We start from the raw sequence: 19,863 nt of genomic DNA on the forward strand, positions 1-19,863 counted from the left end.
CCCTGATCCTTGATCAGGGCTTTTTTGTGCCTTGCTGCCAGAGCTGGAGCGTGCCGAAGGTGACAGAAAGGTGGGAAGAGAAAGGGAAGAGGGGGACGGCAGAAAGAGGCACGAGGCCGTCTCAAGCTGCCGGATCGCTTGTCAGCCATTCAGCGATACGCTCTGCCGTGACGGTTGCCGTCGCCAGCCCCAGATGATCCACGTCCTCGAGTATCGTGACGTGCGCGGCGGGATGTTGCGGCTGCAGGCATTCCTCGAGTCGGTCGGCGTGAAACGCCTCATCCTGATCACCGATCAATGCCAGCAAGGGCACGTGATGCCGTGACAGAGTCTCGAGATCTCGTTGGTAATGGCGAGGATTGAGGCCTGTCATCAAGCGCCAGGAGTAAGCGCTCGTGGTGTTGGCATCGCGATATTCAGCGGGAATGTTGAAGGTGAGTACCTCGAGATGATCCAGGCGATGGATGGCCAGCTTGTTCAAGAGCATGCATGTCAGCATGCGTGCTATCCGTGGTTGTGCCCAGCGGGAATCGCGACGCATGTTGGGGGCGAGGTGATCCAGATAGGGAGCCAGCAGAATGAGGCCAGCCAGCGGGATGCCGGCAAGCCCGTTTTCCAGAGCGGATGCCGCGAAACGCAGTGCCAGGCCGCCTCCCGCAGAGTGCCCGGCGATCCACAAGCTGGCGTCAGCGGGGAGATCCAGTGAGCGGATCAGATCTTCAAGATCCTCCTCGAGCTGCAGCGGGTGATCGATATCGCCGCGCCGGGCAGGCGTCGGGCCATGGCCACGAAAGTCAGGCGTGTGGACGTGATACCCCTCAGTGGCCAGATGCGTTGCCAGTGAGGCGAGGTAGCGACTGTCAGCACTGGAACCATGCAGCAGGATGAGGTGTGTCGTGCTCGCTGGAATGCGCGTCGGGTGGTAGTGACGACAGCCCAGGCTGCTGCCATCGCGACAGCGGTAGGGGACGAGTTCATTCGGTGCTGACCACGCTTCCTTGTCTGCCAGGAAAGTCGTGAAATCAAAGGCATGGCTGTTGGAATCGGGCATTCGCGTCACTCGCTCGGGATGTTGCGGCATGAAAAAAGCCCGCTATCTGATCAGGTCAGATAGCGGGCTTTTACGTTCAAGGACCCGGCGCACTCGACAGGCTGATCAAGTCCGGTGCCTCAAGACTTGGTGTTTCAAGACTTGGTGTCTCAAGACTCAATGCGCCTGATTGAGGAAACCTTCGTCCAGCTTCAGCTCATCATTGCGATTGATGCCGATATCGCGTGACAGGATGTTGCTGGCGATCTGTTTGGCTTCTTCCAGAGAATGCATCTGTGCAGTACCGCACTGATAGACGTTGAGCTCCGGAATCTCTTCCTGGCGTGCGACGTTCAGCACGTCCTGCATGGCGGCAGACCAGGCAGCGGCAACCCGGGCTTCGTCCGGCTCGCCGATCAGGCTCATGTAGAAGCCGGTACGGCAACCCATCGGCGAGATGTCGATGATCTCGACGCCATCACCATTGAGGTGTTCGCGCATGAAGCCGGCGAACAGATGTTCCAGCGTGTGAATGCCCTTCTCGGAGAGAATCTCTTCATTCGGCACGCAGAAACGCAGATCAAAGACGGTGATGTTGTCGCCCTTGGGGGTACCCATCTTCTTGGCCACGCGCACGGCAGGGGCTTTCATGATGGTGTGGTCGACTGTGAAGCTATCCAGCAGTGGCATACGAGGCCTCCAGCATGAGGGAGTGAGATGGGCAGGCCGTTGCCTGCCCGGATTCATGTCTGAAGGGTAGCATATCGCCGCTATTGAATAGAGGGGCAAGCACATGCCGGCGCAGGGAGTGCGCACGGCATGTGTGTCTCACAGATAGCTCTCGGCAGCGGCTTCACAGCTCACGCAGCGGCGCTGGGACTTTCCCGGCTCACCATCCGACATGGCGTGGTTGAGCTCGCCATCCAGCAGGCGGTTGGTGAAGTCGGCCAGGTTGGCGACCACCAGCACGTCCTTGAGGCCCTCGCCATCGGCCAGTGTCTTCTGGCCCTTGCCGGTCATCACCAGCGCGGCGCGACAGCCGGCCTTCTGGCCAGCGACCAGATCGCGCAGACTGTCGCCCAGCATCCAGGCGCCTTCGAAGTCCGGAATCTGCAGAGCGTCCTGAATCTGGTGCAGCAGGCCGGGTTCCGGCTTGCGGCAATCACAGCCATCATCCGGGCCATGCGGGCAGTAGGCGATGTGGGCGATATCGCCACCGGCTTCCTTCACCAGCTGCATCATCTTGGCGTGCATCTGGTCGAGTTCCCGGTGACCGAAGTGGCCGCGAGCGATGCCGGACTGATTGGTCGCGACGGCCACGGTATAGCCCGCTCGCGTCAGGCGAGCGATGGCCTGAATGGAGGTGGGGTATTCGATCCACTCCTCGGCATTCTTGACGAAGGCATCGGAGTCTTCATTGATGACACCATCACGGTCGAGCACGATCAGTTTTTGCATGGTCAACTCTTCACCTCAGGGCAGTCAGGGGCGTCAGCCGGGCTGCTTGTCAGGGGGGCGCCGCTTTGCCTGGGAAATTGTGAGCCAAGTCACAAGATGACGCTCGCACGGGGATTGGGCAAATGGCGCCGAGTGACCGAAGAGCGTGGGTGCGACAGGCTGTCACGCTTTTCGAACACTGTTTCTATACTGGATTCTAGTGCGACCTAGGTAGGGGATCAAGGCAGAATTTGTGACATCGCGGCCACATTGCGTGTAATCCTGTCACGCAATACGTCATTTCGAGGAGGCTGGATGCAAAAGAACCCCGCCGTGGCGGGGTTCTTTTGCAGAGACTGCCATTTACCGATGTCGGGGACACCGTGGGCCGGCAGCCCTTATTGGGTCAGCAGGCTGATGTCGGCCACACCCATGAACAGGCCTTGCAGACTGGCCAGCATCGCCAGGCGATTGGCGCGCACGGCGGCATCGTCGGCGTTGACCATGACCTGATCGAAGAAGGCATCGACCGGCTCGCGCAGGCTGGCCAGCGTATCGAGGGCTTCCTGGTAGCGTGCCGCCGCGAACAGCGGTGCCACTTCCGCGCCACGTGCCTTGAGGGCCTCTGCCAGTGCCTGCTCGGCCGGCTCACTCAACAGGCTCGTGTCCACCTCGGTGCGGCCATCGTGCTCGGCCTTGGCGAGGATGTTGGAGACGCGCTTGTTGGCGGCTGCCAGAGCGGCGGCTTCCGGGCGTTCGCCGAAGGCGTGCACGGCACGCAGACGACGCGCGAAGTCCAGCGGGTTGCTGATCTTCAGGGTACGCACGGCCAGGTACAGTTCGGCACCCATGCCCTCGTCATTGGCCCAGGCGCGGAAGCGATCGAGCATGTACTCGAGCACGTCCTCGACCAGTCCTTCGGCCTTGGGCAGGTCACGATGCTGCTCGGCGCTGACGGTCAGCAGCTCGCGCAGATCGAGGTCCAGTTCGCCCTTGATCAGGATGTTGAGCACCCCGATGGTGGCACGACGCAGCGCGAACGGGTCCTTGGCGCCGGTCGGACGCTGACCGATGCCGAAGATGCCGGTCAGGGTGTCGAGACGGTCCGCCAGGGCGATCGCCATGCCGGCCTTGGTCGCGGGAATCGCATCGCCGGCGAAGCGCGGCAGATACTGTTCTTCCAGCGCACGCGCGACGGTGGCATCTTCGCCATCGTGACGGGCGTAGTAGTGGCCCATGATGCCCTGCAGTTCCGGGAACTCCAGCACCATCTCGGTGACCAGGTCGGTCTTGGCCAGCTGTGCGGCGCGAGCGGCGTGCTCGACATCGGCACCGATGCGTTCCGCGATGTGGCGGGCCACGGCTTCGCTGCGACGGGCCTTGTCGGCCATGCTGCCCAGCTTCTGCTGGAAGACGACGCTCTCGAGCTTCTCGCGACGCGATTCCAGCGTGCTGCGCAGGTCGGTCTCGTAGAAGAAGGCGGCATCGCCCAGACGCGGACGAATCACCTTCTCGTTACCGGAGATGACCTGTTGCGGGTCCTTGCTCTCGATATTGGAGATGGTGATGAAGGCCGGCTTGAGCTTGCCGTCGTTGTCCAGCAGGTGGAAGTACTTCTGGTTGGCCTTCATGGAGGAGATCAGACACTCCGCCGGCACTTCCAGGAAGCGCTCATCGAAGGTGCCCGTCAGTGCGACCGGCCATTCCACGAGACCGTTGACCTCGTTGAGGAGGGCTTCCTCGATGACGGCATTGGCGCCATAGACTTCCGCCTCGGCCTGGACCTGTTCGCGGATGCGCTCACGGCGTACTTCACGGTTGGCCAGCACGCGGGCATCTTCCAGCGCGTCGAGGTAGTCCTCGGCGTGCGCCAGCGTGATGGCCTGCGGGGCATGGAAGCGATGACCGAAGGTGGTGCGGCCTGCCTCGAGGCCCAGCACGCTGGCCTCGATCACTTCGCTGCCGTAGAGCGCGACCAGCCAATGCACTGGACGAGAGAATTCGATGCGTGAGGCACCCCAGCGCATGTTCTTCGGCACCGGCAGGCGGGCGACGACCTGTTCCAGCATGGCCGGCAGCAGGGCGGAAAGATGCTCGCCCGGCTGGGTATGACGATAGCCGAGCCAGGTGCCCTTGTCGGTTTCCAGCTCGATCAGATCACTGACCTCGACACCGCAGGAGCGAGCGAAGCCCTGCACGGCGCGGGTCGGCTCACCATCCTTGAAGGCCGCAGCCTTGGCCGGTCCACGCTTCTCGATCTCGCGGTCCGGTTGACGCTCGGCCAGCGACTCGATCATCACTGCCAGACGACGTGGTGTGGCGTAGGCGCGGACCTGACCGAAGGCGACTTCGGCCTCACGCAGGCCATCGGCCAGGCCATTGGCCAGGCCGTCGGTGAGGGCATCGATGGCACCCGGCGGCAGTTCTTCGCAGCCCAGTTCGATCAGCAGGGTATTCACGGAGGTCATGCTGACGCGTCTCCCTCGGTAGTGGTGTCATCGGCGGCGAGCAGCTCGTCACGCAGTGCCTGTGGTGCCAGCGGGAAGCCAGCGGCCTTGCGCGAGTCGTAATAGGCGTGGGCCACGTCGCGGGCGAGGGTGCGCACGCGCAGGATGTAACGCTGACGCTCGGTGACGGAGATGGCGTGACGCGCATCCAGCAGGTTGAAGGTGTGGGAGGCCTTCAGCACCTGCTCATAGGCCGGCAGCGGCAGGTTGGCCGCCAGCAGCTTCTGACATTCGCTCTCGCAGTGATCGAAGGCAGCGAACAGCTCCGGCACGGCAGCGTGCTCGAAGTTGTAGGCGGACTGCTCCTTCTCGTTCTGCAGGAAGACATCGCCGTAGGTGACCACGGAGCCGTCCGGTGCGGTGGTCCAGATCAGGTCGTAGACGCTGTCCACGTCCTGGAGGTACATCGCGATGCGCTCGAGACCGTAGGTCAGCTCGCCGGTGACCGGGAAGCATTCGATGCCGCCTGCCTGCTGGAAGTAGGTGAACTGGGTCACTTCCATGCCGTTGAGCCACATTTCCCAGCCAAGTCCCCAGGCGCCCAGCGTCGGAGATTCCCAGTTGTCCTCGACGAAGCGGATGTCGTGGACCAGCGGGTCAATGCCCAGACGCTCCAGCGAGCCCAGATAGAGCTCCTGCAGGTTGGCCGGTGACGGCTTCATCACCACCTGGAACTGGTAGTAGTGCTGCAGGCGATTGGGATTTTCGCCGTAGCGGCCGTCGGTGGGACGGCGGGAAGGCTGCACATACGCAGCGTTCCAGGTTTCAGGACCGATGGAGCGCAGGAAGGTCGCCGGGTGGAAAGTCCCCGCGCCAACCTCCATATCCAATGGCTGCAGGATGATGCAACCCTGTTCGGCCCAGTATTGCTGCAGGGCCAGAATCAGGCCCTGGAAGGTTTTCACGTCTGGCTGTGTCATTGGTGAAGCCCGTTGGCCCATGAATTCGAGAACTGCCAAGTATACAATCCCCGCTTATCGGGTTATAGGCCGCAGACGTAACCGAGTGCGTGCCATTTCCAAATTCTGATGCGTCGCGTCCCTGCACGCGCGTATTGCCTACAAGCCTCTGAGAGGCTCTGGGAGCTCAAATGATCGTCGTTACCGGAGGCGCCGGCTTCATCGGTGCCAATATCGTCAAGGCACTCAATGATCGCGGCCGTACCGATATCCTGGTGGTGGATGACCTGAGTGACGGCACCAAGTTCGTCAATCTGGCGGATCTGACCATTGCCGACTATCTCGACAAGGACGATTTCCTGATTCGCGTCCAGTCGAGCCTGATGGGTGAGTATGCCGAGCTGCCGAAGATCGAGGCGATCTTCCACGAGGGCGCCTGCTCCGATACCACCGAGTGGGACGGCCAGTTCATGCTCGAGAACAACTTCGAGTACTCCAAGGTGCTGCTCAACTTCTGTGAGGCGAATCAGATTCCCTTCCTCTACGCGAGCTCCGCGGCGACCTATGGCGACAGCCAAGTCTTCAAGGAAACACCGGAGTTCGAAGGGCCGCTCAACGTCTACGGCTACTCCAAGCTGCTGTTTGACCAGCACGTGCGCCAGCGTTGGGACAGCCTGACCACCCAGGTGGTCGGCTTCCGCTATTTCAATGTCTATGGCCCGCGTGAGCAGCACAAGGGCAAGATGGCCAGCGTCGCCTACCACCATCACACCCAGGTGAAGGCGGGCGAGAACCCGAAGCTGTTCGGCGCCTACGATGGCTATGAAGCCGGCATGCAGAGCCGTGACTTCGTCTACGTCGGTGATGTGGTCGACGTCAATCTGTGGTTCCTCGATCACCCGGAAGCCTCCGGCATCTTCAACCTGGGCACCGGCCGTGCCGAGCCGTTCAAGGCGATCGCCGAGACCGTCATCGAGTACTACGAGAAGGGCGAGATCGAGTACATCGACTTCCCGGAAAACCTCAAGGGCCGCTACCAGAGCTTCACGCGTGCCGACATCGGCAAGCTGCGCAAGGCCGGCTGCAACGTCGAGTTCAAGACCGTTGCCCAGGGCACCCGCGCCTATCTCGAATGGCTGAATCGCTGAGTCTGAGCACGTGTGGACTGAGCACGTGTGGACTGAGGGTAAGCGCGTGTGGAATGAGCATGGGCGCCTGCATCGCAAGTGCGATGGGGCAGGGCAAGCGCATCCGCAAAGAGGGTTGGCCGTGAAGAGGAGCAAGGCATGAGTGAGCGCATTCTGGTGGTCGGGCCCAGCTGGGTCGGCGACATGGTGATGGCGCAGAGCCTGTTCATGACGTTGAAGCAGCGCTCGCCCGGCTGCCGGATCAGTGTGCTGGCGCCCGCCTGGTCGCAACCGATCATCGAGCGCATGCCCGAGGTCGAGGAAGCGCTGGCACTGCCGGCGGGGCATGGCGACTTCGCCCTCAAGGCGCGCTGGCGACTGGGGCGCTCGCTGCGCGGGCGTTTCGATCGCGCCATCGTGCTGCCGCGCTCCTGGAAGTCGGCGCTGGTGCCATTCTTCGCGCGTATTCCAGTGCGGGTCGGCTTCACCGGTGAGCAGCGCCACGGCCTGCTCACCGAGTGCCGCAAGCTCGACAAGTCGATTCTCGATCAGACCGTCAAGCGCTTCACCTCACTGGGCCTGCCGCTGGACGAGTCCAACCCGCCGCAGCGCATTCCCGAACCCTATCTCGTCACCGACAGCGCCAATCAGCGGCGTCTGCGCGAGGCGCTGGGCCTGAGTGCGCCACCGGCCCCCATCATCGGCATGATGCCGGGCGCGGAATACGGGCCGGCCAAGCAGTGGCCACTGGCGCACTTTCGCGAGCTTGCCGAGTCACTGACGCAGGCCGGGGCGGAGGTGCGTATCTTTGGCGGTCCCAAGGATGTGGCGGCCGGTGAGGAGATTGCCCAGGGGCTGGCCGGCGTCCACAACCTGTGTGGCAAGACGCGACTGGCGGATGCGGTGGATCTGATCGCCGAGTGTCGGGAAGTGGTCAGCAATGATTCCGGCCTGATGCATGTGGCGGCTGCGGTAGGGGCCCGTATCCAGGGCATCTACGGCTCCTCGTCACCACATTACACGCCACCGCTGACGGCCAATCGCGAGATTCACTGGCTGGCGCTGGAGTGCTCACCGTGTTTCAAGCGCGTCTGTCCGTTGGGGCATACCAACTGCCTGAATCACATCGCGCCTGAGCGATTGCTGACGGCGATCGCGCTGGATGAGGATGAGCGGTGAGCTTGCCGAAGAATCGTACGACGGATGATCTGATCCATCCGCGGATGCGCGGGGCGATGACGCGTGCACAGCGTATCGAGGCGTGGCGTGCCTGGTGTGAGCAGCACCTGGTGCTGCCGTTCAGCCGGGCATGGCTGGTGCGCTGGTGCCGGCATCGCTCGCGCCATCAGGGGCTTGAGCAGCGTGGCTTGCCGCGACATGCCGTGGAAGACGTGATGGGACCAGAGGCGCTGACACTGTGGATCAATCCGCGTGAACTGGTGCGCGACGTCAACTTCGGGCGTGACAAGCGCAAGCGGCCTTCCTCGAATGCCTTCATCTGGGAGGGTGACTGGGACCTGCGGCGTGGCGCCTTCCGCTTCGGCTCTCGCTCGCGCCTGATGCGTGACCTGATCGAGCATGGTGATGATCTGACGGTGACCGAGCGTTATCAGCAGCTCAAGGCCTTGCTGGAGGCGGGCAAGCCCTGGGCATCGCCGCGTGATGGCCTGCTGATGGACAGTGAGGAACAGATTCTCGGTTACCTGCGCTGTTATCGCGGTTATCTGCAGGACATGGCCGCCAATGGCTTCCGCCAGGGCATCACCAAGGATGAGATGGGCGTCGCGGTGACGCGTGATGGCCGTCTGCTCAAGATCAATCGTGGCCTGCATCGCCTGGCGATGGCGCAGCAGGTGGGAGTGCCCCGCGTGCCTGTCGTCATCAAGGCGGTACATCGTGAGTTCTGGGACAAGGTGACCGCCGGTGCCGAAGGTGATGAGGCTCTGCGGCGTCTGCAGGCTGCGCTGCAAGAGTGTCGTCCCGAAAGCGAACCCGGCCCGCTGGACCCCAAGACCTATCCCGTGCTGGGAGTGGATGAGGGGTGGCCAGATCTGCGTGGACTCGAGGATGCAAATTCCGGCAGTTGAGCCGATAACCTGTTGTTTATAAAAACGAAAAAGCCCTGTTTCATCGTGATGTTTCACATGAAACAGGGCTTTTTCGTTCTCTCTGTTCGAGCGACAGCAGGTACTTGGGCGACAGGTACCTGGGCGATAGATGCCTGAGGCGAGAAGCGGTCTAGCGTGCCAGCCGCTGATAAAGCCCCAGATAGGCCTCGCCCATGGCGCTGGGGGTGAAGCGTGCCAGATGCGCCCGCGCGCCCGCGACCAGCCGCTCTCGACGTGGTGCGTCATCGCCGAGTGCCACGATGGCGGCAGCCAGCGCCTGTGCATCGTCGGTGGGCACCAGCACGCCGGTGGCATTGTCATGCACGATATCGGGGATGCCATCCACCTCGCTTGCGATGATCGGGACGCCGTGATCCATCACGTCGAGCAGAATCGAGCCGAGACCCTCGTTGCGTGACGGGAAGGCGAACAGATCGAAGGCTTCCAGATAGTCGCCGACATTGGTGTGGAAACCCTCCCAGACAAGATTGTCCAGATCGGCGCTCTCCGCCTTGAAGGCGGCTTCATCCTCTCCCGCGCCCAGGCAGACGAACAGCAGCTGCGGGTGACTGTCGCGCAGCTGACGGGCCGCCTCGATCAGCACTCGCTGGCCCTTGTGGCGGTCCACCAGCGCACCGACATGCCCGACGACGAAGCGACCCCCGGCGGGCGTATTGCCGAAGCGCTCCCGCAGTCTGTCCACGGCTGTCTCATCGCTGGGCAGGTGGGCGAGGGTGCTGGGAATCAGAGCCGTCTCCCCCCACTGGCGCTCACGCAGGTGTGACTCGATCACCGAGGAAATCGCCACCCGGCGGGCAGCGGCGCGATAGGTCAGACGATTGAACCACTTGTCCTTCACCGGCTGAGGCACCCGGCGGGTCAGCAGATAAGGCGTGCCGGTGAGGCGCTGATGCAGCCACGCCCAGTGCACGGCCTTGGCTTCGTGAGCATGCACGATATCGGCGCGAGGCTGACCGAGATGGCCCCTGAAGCGCCCGTGGATCTCGATCACGTCCACCGTGACGGCAAGCTCAAGCGCCGCCAGTTCGGTGATCAATGGCGAGCCTTGCAGGCACACCAGCGACTGACGGATCGGCGCGCCGGCTTCGCCGTTCTCTCCCGGGCTGGCGCGTCGCGCCAGGTCCGCGATCAGGTTGAGCGTCTGGCGTTCACCACCGCGAAAGCCGCGGGCCAGATTGACGTGGCGCACGTGCAGCGGCCGAGACGGAGCTTGCGACGCCGCCTGCTCACAAGCAGAGGTCATGGTCACCATACCTTGTTGAAGTCTTCCGCCTCACGCACCTTGGCGTCGCGCTGGAATTCCAGCAGCTTGGCGTATTTCAGGTAGGCATTGACGCTGGCGGACAGCGCCACCGAGAAGCCATCGACGCCATCGCGGAAGCCGGCCTGGAAGACGAACTTGCGCATGAAGGCATTGCTGGCATGCAGGAAGGGCGTGAAGGCGTTGGCGCGTTTTCCCTTCTGATACATGATCTTGGCGGCGCGATTCGAGAAGCGACCACTGGCCTTGACGAACAGCTCACCCAGATTGGCGAAGCTGTAATGCTCAAGGTCCGCATCCAGCTCGCAGGGGTGGCTGGCTTGAACGGAGCTGTGCTGGCGCGAATCGCGGAAGGCGAGCTTCTCGCGGTCATACAGGCGCAGGCAGTAATCGGGGTACCAGCCGGCATGTCGCACCCAGCGCGAGCCGATGAAGTTGCGACGCCGCAGGGCGAAGCCATCATGTGGCGTGCTGTCGAGTGCCAGTTCACGGATGGCGCTGACGGCCCCGTCGGTCAGGCGTTCATCGGCGTCCAGTGACAGCACCCAGCGGTGGCTGGCATGGCTCGGTCCGACGTTCTTCTGCGGCCCGTCGCCCAGGTAGGGCTGGTCGATCACCACGGCGCCCATGGCGCGCGCCAGCTCGCAGGTGGCATCCGTGGAGCCGGAATCGACCACGATCAGCTCATCGCAGACCTGGGCCAGCGAGCGCAGGCAATCCTCGATGTTGTGGGCTTCATTGAGAGTGATGACGCAGCCGGTGATGGGCACGGCGGTGCGCAGCTTGCCATCGGAAGGAGGGGCGGTCGGGGTGACGGCCGGGGCCTCGTCGCTCGGGTTCATGACGGTCTCTGTCTTGAGAGCGCCTGGCTCACGTGTGTGACAGGCGCCGATGGGACGCAGTGGCAGGCGGGAATCGGATGATGCGCCTGCCGACGATTCATGTCGCTATCGTACACTGCATGGGCACCGATGCCTGCAGGGCGATACGCTGAAGCGTCAGGCGTGATAGGCGCTGCGAATGGCGGCCAGGCACGCTGCATGGTGCCTCGGCGTGAAGCGCGCCAGCGAGCGCCCCAGGCGTGAGAGGTTGTTCTCGCGCCAGCGTGCGTCGGCGGGAGCCTCGTCATGCAGCTGGCAGCGATCGAGATCGATCACGTAGACGCGTCCGCCTTCATCGACCAGCAGGTTGCGTGCGTTGAGATCGACATGCTCGAGCCCGGCGTCATGTACGGCGCGAATGGCGCGACCTGTCGTCTCCAGCACTGTCAGTAGGGATTCGGGCAGCTCGGCCCCGGCAGGCAGGCGCTGTGCTTCGAGGGCGATCAGATCATCGGCGAAGGCGCGCGCGCCGGGAATCAGTACCGTGATCAGGGCGGCCTCGTAGCTCAGGCCATGCCGCCATACGCAGGCGCCGACCGGCTCTGGCACCGGCAGCCCTTGGCGATGCAGCGTTTCCGTCAGGCGCAGCTCGGCGAAGGCGCGGGTGCGCTCAAGGCCGGTGTAGAGGTAGCGCTGACGAGCGATCTTCGCGATCAGACCACCACGTCGATAGGGGCGCAGCGCCCAGCGTTGAGCCGGGGTTCCAGTGGCATGGACGGGGTGCAGCTCAGCGGGCAAACGACAGACATCGAGGAACAGACTCGCCCCACGCCCCGGTGCTTCTCCGGTCACGGCGCCGTGTTCGCGCCAGAACGATGGCATGAACCAGTCCGGCGTCATTTGTGGCGCTGTTTCGCCATCATATAGAATGTGGGCATTCTCATTTCGGAAAACTGCCATCCGCATGAAGCATCCTCTCCCTGCCCAGCCCGCACATATCTGCGTGCTCCGGCTCTCCGCTCTCGGCGATGTCTGCAATCTTGTGCCAACGGTACGCGCCTTGCAGCGTCAGTGGCCTGAGGCCCGCATTACCTGGATCGTCGGCAAGGGGGAGCACAGTCTACTGTCCGGCCTGACCGGGGTCGAGTTCGTGGTCTACGACAAGTCCACCGGCCTTGCAGGCATGCGCGCCATCTGGCGTCAGCTCAAGGACACGCACTTCGATGTGCTGTTGCACATGCAGCAGGCGCTGCGGGCCAGCGCCCTGTCGTTGGGCCTCAAGGCCCGAGTGCGCATCGGTTACGACCGTGCGCGCGCCAAGGACTGGCAGTACCTCTTTACCTCCCATCAGCTGGCCCCGCGCGAGCGCGCTCACGTGCTGGAGTCGTTCATGGACTTCGCACGTGCCCTGGGTGTCGAGGACTGCCGGCTCGACTGGCGTCTCGATGTGCCGCCCGAGGCCTATGGTGAGGCGGCGCGCGTGACCGGTGAGGCGCCCTATCTCGTCATCAGTCCGTGTGCCAATCCGCGCCTGCGCAACTTCCGCAACTGGTCGGCCGAGGGCTATGCGGCGGTCGTCGATCATGCCTGGCAGCAATACGGCATCCGCAGCGTGATGACCGGCGGCGGCAGCCCGCAGGAACGCGAGATGGGCGCGCGCATCAAGGCGCTGGTCAGTGAAGGCGCGGTCATCGATGCCATCGGTGGTACCTCGCTCAAGGGCCTGCTGGCGCTGATCGATCGCGCCGTCGCGGTGATCGCGCCGGACTCCGGCCCCGTGCATATGGGCAATGCGCTCAATACACCGGTGATCGGCCTGTACGCCACCACCAACCCCGAGCGTGCGGCGCCCTATTGCTGGCAGCATCTGGTGGTCAATCGCTATCCGGATGCGGTGGAAACCTATCTGCACAAGCAGATGGACGAGATCCACTGGGGCCAGCGCGTACGCCATCAGGACGCCATGAGCCTGATCCGCGCCGAGGATGTCATCGCGCGCCTCGCTGAGCTGCTGGCGGACACCGATGGCGTCATTCGCGGCCAGAGTTGCGAACGTCTGCCGGTCGCGGCTGTCTCGTCTACTGACACCTCTTCTTCTGAATTTCCCTCTGCACGCGGAGACGCCTGATGAAGCTTGATCTGACTGCGCTTGAACAGGCTCGCCTGCTGGTCGTGGGTGATGTGATGCTCGACCGCTACTGGCACGGTGGCACCTCACGCATCTCGCCGGAAGCCCCGGTGCCGGTGGTGCGCGTCGGCGAGAGTGAAGACCGCCCGGGCGGTGCCGCCAACGTCGCGCTCAACATCGCGTCGCTCGGTGCGCATGCCACTCTCGCCGGTGTGGTCGGTCAGGATGACAACGCCGCCATCCTGACCCGCGCACTGGAAAACGCCAATGTCATCACGCGCTTCCAGGCCAGTGACAGTGTGCCGACCATCACCAAGCTGCGCGTGATGAGCCGCAATCAGCAGCTGCTGCGCCTTGATTTCGAGGAGCCGCTGCACGAGGTGGATACCAGCGCGCTGGTGCGCCATGTCGAGGCCGAGCTGGGGGCCAGCGGCGTGATGATTCTCTCCGACTACGGCAAGGGCTCGCTGAATCAGGTCGAGGTGCTGATCGCCGCGGCGCGTGCGGCGGGCAAGCGCGTGCTGGTCGACCCCAAGGGCAGTGATTTCTCGCGCTATCGTGGCGCCAGCATCATCACGCCCAATCTGACCGAATTCGAGACCATCGTCGGGCCATGCCGCAGCGATGAGGAACTGGCCGAGAAGGGCGAGGCGCTGCGTGCCGAGCTCGAGCTGGAAGCCCTGCTGGTGACGCGCAGCGAGAAGGGCATGACCCTGATCCGCGAGGGCCATCAGCCGCTGCATCTGCCGACGCATGCGCGTGAGGTCTATGACGTCACCGGTGCCGGTGACACCGTGATCGGCGTACTGGGTCTGGCGCTGGCGGCTGGCCATGCCTTCCCGGAGGCCGTGATGCTGGCCAATCTGGCCGCAGGCCTGGTCGTCGCCAAGCCGGGCACCGCGACCCTGTCGGTCGCCGAGCTCTACACCGCGCTGCATGGTGACAAGCTGGCGGAATTCGGCGTGATCCAGGAGTCCGCGCTCATCCCGGCAGTGAAGGCCGCGCAGGCACGCGGCGAGCGCGTGGTGATGACCAATGGCTGCTTCGACATCCTGCATGCCGGTCATGTGGCCTACCTGCAGGAGGCGGCACGTCAGGGCGACCGTCTGATCGTGGCGGTCAATGACGATGCCTCGGTGGCACGCCTCAAGGGGCCGACGCGTCCGATCAACCCGGTACTGCGTCGCATGCAGGTGCTGGCGGGCCTCGGCGCGGTCGCCTGGGTCGTGCCCTTCAGCGAAGACACCCCGGCACGCCTGATCGAGGCCGTGCTGCCGGATGTGCTGGTCAAGGGCGGTGACTATCGTCCCGAAGAGATCGCCGGGGGCGAGGCGGTGATCGCCAGCGGTGGCGAGGTGCGTGTGCTCGGTTTCGAGGATGGCGTCTCCACCACGGCGATGATCGCCACCATTCTCGATCGCGAGGACTAGGCGTGAGCCTTGCCCGTGGCCTCTACAGCACCGCACTGACCCTGCTGTCTCCCCTCATCTGGCAGCGGGTCTGGCGCGAACACGATGATCGGCACTCGCGCCTGGAGCGGCTGGGCATCCTCCCTGCCACGCCTGCCGCCGCGCCGGACCGCGAGCGCCCCATCTGGCTGCATGCGGCCTCGTTGGGCGAGATGGTCATGATGGCCAGCGCCATCGAGGCGCTGCGGCGCCGCTATCCCCTCCGCCCGCTGATCGTGACCACCATGACCGCGACGGGGGCTGCCCAGGCGGCTCGCCTGTTGCACACGCCTGAGGGAACGCCCGAGCTTGCCCCTGCGCGGCATCATTATCTGCCACTGGACTTTCCCTGCAGCGCACGTCGCTTCGTGTCTCGCCTGCGGCCGGCCCTGGTCGTGCTGGTGGAAACCGAGCTGTGGCCGAATCTGATCGCAAGCTGTGCGCGCCAGAGGATACCCGTGAGCGTGGTCAATGCGCGGCTGTCACCGCGCGCCTTCACACGCTACCGCAAGGTCGGGGCCTTGATGCGCGAGACGTTGTCGCAGGTGAGCGCGCTGACGGCCAAGGCGCCGGAAGATCTCGAGCGTTTCATCGCGCTTGGGCTTCCTGCGGCGCGGGGGAAGACGGTCGGTTCACTCAAGTTCGAGCTCGAGATATCGCCACAGGCCGTCGCGGCAGGCAAGGGACTGCGCGAGCAGTTCCAGGGGCGGCGGGTCTGGATCGCCGCCTCGACACACGAGGGGGAAGATGCCCTGATGCTGGACGCCCACGCAGCCGTGCGTGCTCGGCATCCTGATGCCTTGCTGCTGCTGGTGCCGCGCCATCCGCAACGCTTCGAGACGGTCGCCGCACAGAGTGCGAGCTGGTGTGAGTCACGCGGGGAAACCTGCCTGCGTCGCAGCCACATGCATGCGGAAAGCCGCCTCGAGAAGAGCCGTCTGTCGGTGCTGGTCGGCGATAGCCTGGGCGAGCTGCTCGCCCTGTATGCGGCGAGCGATGTCGCCTTCATCGGCGGCAGCCTGGTGCCCATCGGCGGGCATAATCTGCTCGAACCGGCCGCGCTTGGGCTGCCACTGTTGAGTGGCCCATCGCTTGAGAACTTCAGTGAGATCGCCGAGGTGATGACGGCGGAAGGAGCTCTGCAGGTCGTCGATGATGCCGAGGCGCTGGCCGAGGCCGTCAACACCCTGCTGGAAGATGAATCGCAGCGCCAACGGGCAGGGCAGGCGGCGCGTGAACGGGTAGCCCGCAATCGCGGGGCGCTGGCAGGAACACTGCGGCAGCTGGAAGATCTGTTGCCGAGCTGAGCCGACGAGAGACAGAGGTGAGCTCGCCATGCCGGTTTCGGTCGTGGGGGATGCACGCCACTGGGGCATCAATGGGAAGATCATGCGCAGAAACGCCGCACCATCGTGCGGCGTTTCTGCGTATGGACCTCGCGTGGGGCGAGGTCAGCGCTCACTCACCGAAGCGCAGGCCCTGTCTCAGCACTCGATGAGCTGCGCCGTCACGCCCATGTCGGCATCCAGACCCTCCAGGCAATCGCGCGCTGCGGCGCTGGCATTGCTGATCACCACATCGAAGCTTTCCAGTGGCGCGATGAAGGCCGGGCGTACCATCTCGAACTTGCGGGCATCGATGATCAGGAAGCGCTGCATGGCGCTTTCCAGCGCGGCCTGCTTGGCCGCCACCTCATGAAAGTGGAAGCAGCTGACGCCGCGCTCGGCGTGCACGCCACCGGCCGAGAGAAATGCCTTGTTGATGCCCAGACGGCGAATGGCTTCCGGCATGTCGGTGGCGGTAAAGGACTGGGTGGCCGGATGAAACAGTCCGCCCAGCATGACCAGTCGCACGCCGGGCAGGTGGCCGACGGCATTGGCGACATTCAGGGCGCAGGTCACCAGGGTCAGTGTCATCTGACGATCCAGTGCCGCGGCCAGGTGGACCAGGGTCGTCCCGCAATCCACGTACAGGGTATCGCCGTCCTCGATGTGACTGGCCAGTCGCTGGCACAACGCTTGCTTGATAGGAGCGCTGGCATCGATCTCGCGGTCGAGACGATAGACGCTGCTGGCGGAAGATTCCGCCAGCAGCAGGCGTCCCCCCAGTATCTCCAACAGCCCGTTGCTGTGAGTGACATCACGACGAATCGTCATCTCGGACACGCCGCAGAGCTGCGCGGCGTCGCTGAGCTGCAGTGGGCTGCCCTCGCGCAGGATGGCCTGCAAGCGGTCAAGGCGTGCAGCGCTTTGGTTGTTCATGCGGCAGGGTCCTTTTTTGCCGATGGCGGTGAGAAAGCGTTGGAGAAGCCAACATGCCCTCGGGTCATGGTGTGATGATAACTCACTGACTGGCAGGGATAACTTTTCTCGCGTGAGAGATCCGCGCGGGCGTTGCAGGAAAGCAAGGCCCGAATCGCTCAAGCGTTTGCATTGACTCCTTGGTCAGATTGTGACTCTTTTAACATGCTGAGAAAAAATCATAACACCGTGTCCCGTTGAGAATCGCGGCGACATCGCGCACAAGCGCATTCCATAACAAGCACAAGAACACATCAGGACCTTCCCAATGAATCCCCTCATGAGTCTGGTCGGGATGGCATCGCTCATCCTCATCGCCGTGGCGTTGTCATCGAATCGACGCGCCATCCGCCTGCGCACCGTCGGGGGCGCCTTTGCCATCCAGTTGGCCATCGGTGCCTTCGTGCTCTACACCTCCTTCGGCCAGGGTGTGCTGGCCGGTGTCTCAGGCGCCGTCAGTCAGGTCGTCAATTATGCCGATCAAGGCATCAGCTTCCTGTTCGGCAGTCTGGCCAATCCGGGCAGCGGTGTCGGCTTCATCTTCGCCATCAAGGTGCTGCCGATCATCATCTTCTTCTCGTCGCTGATCGCGGTGCTCTACTACCTCGGCATCATGCAGTGGGTGATTCGCCTGCTGGGGGGCGGCCTGCAGCGCGTGCTGGGAACGTCGCGCACGGAATCCCTCTCCGCGACCGCCAACATCTTCGTCGGACAGACGGAGGCACCGCTGGTGGTCAAGCCCTATCTGGCGAGCATGACGCGTTCCGAGCTGTTCGCCGTGATGTGTGGTGGTCTGGCATCCGTCGCCGGCTCCGTACTGGGTGGCTACGCGGCGCTGGGCATCCCGATGGAGTATCTGGTGGCGGCGTCCTTCATGGCAGCGCCCGGCGGCTTGCTGTTTGCCAAGCTTCTGTTCCCGGAGACTGACAAGCCGGATGACTCGATCGCCGTGGCGGATGCCTCGCTCAAGGATGACGACGCACCGTCCAACGTGCTGGACGCTGCGGCATCCGGTGCGTCTTCCGGCCTGAAACTGGCCGCCAATGTCGGCGCGATGCTGCTGGCCTTCATCGCCTTGATCGGGCTGATCAACGGCATTCTCGGTGGTGTCGGCGACTGGTTCGGCATGGACACCCTGAGTCTCGACATGATTCTCGGCTGGCTCTTCGCGCCGTTGGCCTTCCTGCTGGGCGTGCCATGGAGCGAGGCGACGCTGGCGGGGTCCTTCATCGGTCAGAAGCTGGTGGTGAATGAGTTCGTCGCCTACATCAATCTGGCGCCCTACCTGAGTGGCGACAGTCTCGTGGCTGCCACGGGTGCGGTGATGACGCCCTACACCATGGCCGTGCTGTCCTTCGCGCTGTGCGGCTTCGCCAACCTGTCGTCCATCGCCATTCTGCTCGGCGGGTTGGGCAGCCTGGCCCCGACGCGCCGGCATGAGATCGCCAGCCTGGGTCTCAAGGCGGTACTGGCCGGTACGCTTTCCAATCTGATGTCGGCGGCGATCGCCGGCTTCTTCCTGGCGCTGGCGGCCTGATCGGGATGTCGCCCATCTCACAGTGGATGGGCGATTCGAAGAGGTGTCGCCTTCGGTGTGTAAATGTTCACAAACCGGCCGTTGGTGACAGGGAAATCCGCCAAACGTCGCCCTATCGTTTTTGCGAGGAAGTGCTAACATCGCGCCCTTTGCAAATCCGGCGCAGCCCGACGACGAAGCGGGCGGCATGGGGCGACGCTGATGGCAGACGTCGTTCATGACGGGCAATAACCACAACAATTCAGAACAGTTGATTACTCAAGACAGGATCATTTCGCGATGACTATGCTCAAGACCGTCGCGGCCAGTGCACTGGCCGCCACTACCCTCCTGACGGCTGCCGCGCCAGCCCAGGCCACCGATTTCAATGGCGACATCCACGCCAATGACTACAAGTGGCTGACCTTCAATCTGATGCGCAGCGAGGACAACCGTCTGCCGTTCCGCAACAGTGAAGATACCTATCTGGAAATGGAATTCGGAGGCCGTTCGGGCATCGTCGATCTCTACGGCTATGTCGATTTCTTCGACATCTTCGATGACAGCTCGGATGACCTCAATGGCGGCGACAACTTCTTCGCCAAGCTGGCCCCGCGCTTCTCGCTGGACGCCATGACCGGTCACGACCTGTCCTTCGGCCCGGTGGACGAGTTTTACATCGCCACCGTCACCAACATCGGTGACAACGGCGCATTCGGCGGTCTGTGGGAGCACTATGTCGGTCTGGGCAGCGATGTGCAGGTGCCATGGTTCGGCAAGATGGGCTTCAACCTCTACGCCCGCTACGTGCGTGAGAACTACGGCGGTGAAGACGAGAGCAAGTGGGACGGCTACATGGCGTCCACCAACTGGTTCAAGCCGTTCGTCAACTTCGAGGACGGTAGCTTCATCGCCTATCAGGGCTATCTGGACTACAAGTTCGATGCCGATGAAGTGGGCAGCCAGGACGGTCGCAGCATCAACAGCATGGAGTGGTTCAACGGCATCTACTACCACACCCAGCGTTTCGCGGTGGGTTACGGCCTGAAGTACTACAACAACATGGCGTTCTTCACCGATGGCTCCACCGCCACTGGCGTGCGTCAGGACACCACCGGCTTCGGCAACTACTTCAGCATCAACTACAAGTTCTGATCACCGCTTCGCTCTCGATGAGCGACCGGCGCGCAAACAGAAACGGGAAGCCCCTCAGGGCTTCCCGTTTTTCGTCTGGCTGCTCTGGCGTCTGACACCTGGAAG

At 63.4% G+C, this 19,863-nt stretch carries 17 protein-coding genes; 8 read left to right on the forward strand and 9 right to left on the reverse strand.

The genetic code is table 11. From position 1 onward, the window contains the following. Window positions 1–121 precede the first annotated feature (121 nt). The 5 genes from HXS66_RS10465 to glyQ all read right to left on the reverse strand — a co-directional run bounded on the left by HXS66_RS10465 (window position 122) and on the right by glyQ (window position 5,894). Window positions 122–1,051: an alpha/beta hydrolase gene (locus HXS66_RS10465; protein WP_176503512.1), complete on the reverse strand. Its 930-nt coding sequence runs from the start codon at window positions 1,049–1,051 to the stop codon at window positions 122–124. Window positions 1,052–1,207: 156 nt separating this feature from the next. Further along, the gene (luxS, locus tag HXS66_RS10470; RefSeq protein ID WP_077379728.1) at window positions 1,208–1,720 is read right to left on the reverse strand and encodes an S-ribosylhomocysteine lyase; all 513 of its coding nucleotides are present in this window, start codon (window positions 1,718–1,720) and stop codon (window positions 1,208–1,210) included. 138 nt (window positions 1,721–1,858) lie between these two features. Beyond that, window positions 1,859–2,488 carry a D-glycero-beta-D-manno-heptose 1,7-bisphosphate 7-phosphatase gene (gmhB, locus tag HXS66_RS10475; RefSeq protein ID WP_077379725.1) on the reverse strand — a complete coding sequence of 210 codons (630 nt, stop codon included), beginning with the start codon at window positions 2,486–2,488 and terminating at the stop codon, window positions 1,859–1,861. Between the two features lie 377 nt (window positions 2,489–2,865). Beyond that, entirely contained in the window at window positions 2,866–4,935 is a 2,070-nt protein-coding gene (glyS, locus tag HXS66_RS10480; protein WP_176503513.1) for a glycine--tRNA ligase subunit beta, read from the reverse strand. Beyond that, window positions 4,932–5,894 (reverse strand): glycine--tRNA ligase subunit alpha, encoded by a 963-nt coding sequence (glyQ, locus tag HXS66_RS10485; RefSeq protein ID WP_103751491.1) that lies wholly within the window; start codon window positions 5,892–5,894, stop codon window positions 4,932–4,934. The genes glyS and glyQ overlap by 4 nt, the downstream gene beginning before the upstream one ends. Before the next feature lie 170 nt (window positions 5,895–6,064). Here glyQ and rfaD point away from each other — a divergent pair, with 170 nt between their 5' ends. From rfaD to HXS66_RS10500, 3 genes are all read left to right on the forward strand, one after another. Beyond that, window positions 6,065–7,021 (forward strand): ADP-glyceromanno-heptose 6-epimerase, encoded by a 957-nt coding sequence (rfaD, locus tag HXS66_RS10490; RefSeq protein WP_077379721.1) that lies wholly within the window; start codon window positions 6,065–6,067, stop codon window positions 7,019–7,021. A 138-nt stretch (window positions 7,022–7,159) separates the two neighbouring features. Further along, window positions 7,160–8,179, forward strand: coding sequence for a lipopolysaccharide heptosyltransferase II (gene waaF / locus HXS66_RS10495; protein WP_176503514.1), 1,020 nt, complete (start codon window positions 7,160–7,162; stop codon window positions 8,177–8,179). Window positions 8,180–8,181: 2 nt separating this feature from the next. Continuing rightward, window positions 8,182–9,087 (forward strand): hypothetical protein, encoded by a 906-nt coding sequence (locus tag HXS66_RS10500; protein ID WP_127736586.1) that lies wholly within the window; start codon window positions 8,182–8,184, stop codon window positions 9,085–9,087. Between the two features lie 151 nt (window positions 9,088–9,238). Here the strand turns inward: HXS66_RS10500 and HXS66_RS10505 are convergent, their stop codons facing one another. From HXS66_RS10505 to HXS66_RS10515, 3 genes are all read right to left on the reverse strand, one after another. Then, window positions 9,239–10,372, reverse strand: a complete 1,134-nt coding sequence (locus HXS66_RS10505) for a glycosyltransferase family 4 protein (protein ID WP_176503515.1) — start codon at window positions 10,370–10,372, stop codon at window positions 9,239–9,241. A gap of 2 nt (window positions 10,373–10,374) precedes the next feature. After that, on the reverse strand, window positions 10,375–11,232 hold the full coding sequence (locus HXS66_RS10510) for a glycosyltransferase family 2 protein (protein WP_136939488.1): 858 nt from the start codon (window positions 11,230–11,232) through the stop codon (window positions 10,375–10,377). Between the two features lie 156 nt (window positions 11,233–11,388). After that, complete coding sequence (locus HXS66_RS10515) at window positions 11,389–12,177, reverse strand: 3-deoxy-D-manno-octulosonic acid kinase (RefSeq protein ID WP_176503516.1); 789 nt, start codon at window positions 12,175–12,177, stop codon at window positions 11,389–11,391. Here HXS66_RS10515 and HXS66_RS10520 point away from each other — a divergent pair. The 3 genes from HXS66_RS10520 to waaA are packed head-to-tail and all read left to right on the forward strand — an operon-like array spanning window position 12,176 to window position 16,094. Next, complete coding sequence (locus HXS66_RS10520; protein ID WP_077379708.1) at window positions 12,176–13,339, forward strand: glycosyltransferase family 9 protein; 1,164 nt, start codon at window positions 12,176–12,178, stop codon at window positions 13,337–13,339. The two genes, HXS66_RS10515 and HXS66_RS10520, sit on opposite strands and share 2 nt — an antisense overlap. Next, window positions 13,339–14,769 carry a bifunctional D-glycero-beta-D-manno-heptose-7-phosphate kinase/D-glycero-beta-D-manno-heptose 1-phosphate adenylyltransferase HldE gene (gene hldE, locus HXS66_RS10525; RefSeq protein ID WP_176503517.1) on the forward strand — a complete coding sequence of 477 codons (1,431 nt, stop codon included), beginning with the start codon at window positions 13,339–13,341 and terminating at the stop codon, window positions 14,767–14,769. The genes HXS66_RS10520 and hldE overlap by 1 nt, the downstream gene beginning before the upstream one ends. A gap of 2 nt (window positions 14,770–14,771) precedes the next feature. Next, complete coding sequence (waaA, locus tag HXS66_RS10530) at window positions 14,772–16,094, forward strand: lipid IV(A) 3-deoxy-D-manno-octulosonic acid transferase (RefSeq protein ID WP_176503518.1); 1,323 nt, start codon at window positions 14,772–14,774, stop codon at window positions 16,092–16,094. Between the two features lie 177 nt (window positions 16,095–16,271). On the opposite strand, the gene HXS66_RS10535 is transcribed toward waaA, so the two are convergent. Further along, entirely contained in the window at window positions 16,272–17,048 is a 777-nt protein-coding gene (locus HXS66_RS10535; RefSeq protein ID WP_077379702.1) for a DeoR/GlpR family DNA-binding transcription regulator, read from the reverse strand. 307 nt (window positions 17,049–17,355) lie between these two features. Here HXS66_RS10535 and HXS66_RS10540 point away from each other — a divergent pair, with 307 nt between their 5' ends. Then, complete coding sequence (locus HXS66_RS10540) at window positions 17,356–18,624, forward strand: NupC/NupG family nucleoside CNT transporter (RefSeq protein ID WP_176503519.1); 1,269 nt, start codon at window positions 17,356–17,358, stop codon at window positions 18,622–18,624. Window positions 18,625–18,903: 279 nt separating this feature from the next. Then, complete coding sequence (locus tag HXS66_RS10545) at window positions 18,904–19,758, forward strand: outer membrane protein OmpK (RefSeq protein WP_176503520.1); 855 nt, start codon at window positions 18,904–18,906, stop codon at window positions 19,756–19,758. The last annotated feature ends 105 nt before the right edge of the window (window positions 19,759–19,863 follow it).

Origin of the sequence: Cobetia sp. 5-11-6-3 (assembly GCF_013374055.1) — a bacterium.
In the GTDB taxonomy this organism is placed as follows: Bacteria; Pseudomonadota; Gammaproteobacteria; order Pseudomonadales; family Halomonadaceae; genus Cobetia; species Cobetia marina.

Excerpts from the sequence above, each read along its gene's own strand:
- HXS66_RS10465 (WP_176503512.1), bottom strand. The coding sequence starts at position 1,051 with ATGCCCGATTCCAACAGCCATGCCTTTGATTTCACGACTTTCCTGGCA.
- luxS (WP_077379728.1), bottom strand. The coding sequence starts at position 1,720 with ATGCCACTGCTGGATAGCTTCACAGTCGACCACACCATCATGAAAGCC.
- gmhB (WP_077379725.1), bottom strand. The coding sequence starts at position 2,488 with ATGCAAAAACTGATCGTGCTCGACCGTGATGGTGTCATCAATGAAGAC.
- glyS (WP_176503513.1), bottom strand. The coding sequence starts at position 4,935 with ATGACCTCCGTGAATACCCTGCTGATCGAACTGGGCTGCGAAGAACTG.
- glyQ (WP_103751491.1), bottom strand. The coding sequence starts at position 5,894 with ATGACACAGCCAGACGTGAAAACCTTCCAGGGCCTGATTCTGGCCCTG.
- rfaD (WP_077379721.1), top strand. The coding sequence starts at position 6,065 with ATGATCGTCGTTACCGGAGGCGCCGGCTTCATCGGTGCCAATATCGTC.
- waaF (WP_176503514.1), top strand. The coding sequence starts at position 7,160 with ATGAGTGAGCGCATTCTGGTGGTCGGGCCCAGCTGGGTCGGCGACATG.
- HXS66_RS10505 (WP_176503515.1), bottom strand. The coding sequence starts at position 10,372 with ATGACCTCTGCTTGTGAGCAGGCGGCGTCGCAAGCTCCGTCTCGGCCG.
- HXS66_RS10510 (WP_136939488.1), bottom strand. The coding sequence starts at position 11,232 with ATGAACCCGAGCGACGAGGCCCCGGCCGTCACCCCGACCGCCCCTCCT.
- HXS66_RS10520 (WP_077379708.1), top strand. The coding sequence starts at position 12,176 with ATGAAGCATCCTCTCCCTGCCCAGCCCGCACATATCTGCGTGCTCCGG.
- HXS66_RS10515 (WP_176503516.1), bottom strand. The coding sequence starts at position 12,177 with ATGCGGATGGCAGTTTTCCGAAATGAGAATGCCCACATTCTATATGAT.
- hldE (WP_176503517.1), top strand. The coding sequence starts at position 13,339 with ATGAAGCTTGATCTGACTGCGCTTGAACAGGCTCGCCTGCTGGTCGTG.
- HXS66_RS10535 (WP_077379702.1), bottom strand. The coding sequence starts at position 17,048 with ATGAACAACCAAAGCGCTGCACGCCTTGACCGCTTGCAGGCCATCCTG.
- HXS66_RS10540 (WP_176503519.1), top strand. The coding sequence starts at position 17,356 with ATGAATCCCCTCATGAGTCTGGTCGGGATGGCATCGCTCATCCTCATC.
- HXS66_RS10545 (WP_176503520.1), top strand. The coding sequence starts at position 18,904 with ATGACTATGCTCAAGACCGTCGCGGCCAGTGCACTGGCCGCCACTACC.